Origin of the sequence: Streptomyces sp. SID13726 (assembly GCF_010548375.1) — a bacterium.
Classification (GTDB): Bacteria; Actinomycetota; Actinomycetes; order Streptomycetales; family Streptomycetaceae; genus Streptomyces.
In genome coordinates this window covers 1-433 of the sequence record NZ_JAAGLY010000493.1, presented here as the reverse complement: position 1 = coordinate 433, position 433 = coordinate 1, and the positions used below count along the sequence as shown (strand labels likewise).

The 433-nt window shown below is 76.0% G+C and carries 1 protein-coding gene; it reads left to right on the top strand.

The annotated features are described in order from the left end of the window. On the top strand, nucleotides 1-388 hold a 388-nt coding region (locus G3I78_RS48755), incomplete at its 5' end, for a hypothetical protein (RefSeq protein ID WP_203616553.1). Between the last annotated feature and the right edge of the window lie 45 nt (nucleotides 389-433).

The window sequence follows — 433 nt, the reverse complement described above, 5'->3', positions numbered from 1 at the left end:
CCCGGATGGGGCTCGTTGGCTCGGACGGAGCCGGACCGCCCGGCCCGCGCGCCGGCGGCCTTTCGCCGACGCGCCCACCGCCCCCTTCCGCCTCGGAAGGGCCAGGGCCGAGGAGGCCGCCATGTCCCACGAGTCCGTGCCCGAGCACGTCGGACAGACCGGACAGGCAGCACACGACCATGCACGTCAGGAACCTGCGGCGGACGCCCAGGGCGGCGCGCCGAAGGGCCTGCTCCAGCAGATGGAAGAGCTGATGGCGGCGCTGAACGCCGACCTGTCGCAGCTCGACGCCGACCTCCAGTCCTCCACGGACCGCGACCCCGGCGCGCCGCTGACCCCGGGCAGCCGCACCCCCGACGGCGCGCGCCCGCCCTACCGGTCGTACTGACCGTGCCGGTCTGATGACCGTGCGGGTCCCGTCGCGCTCGGCGGG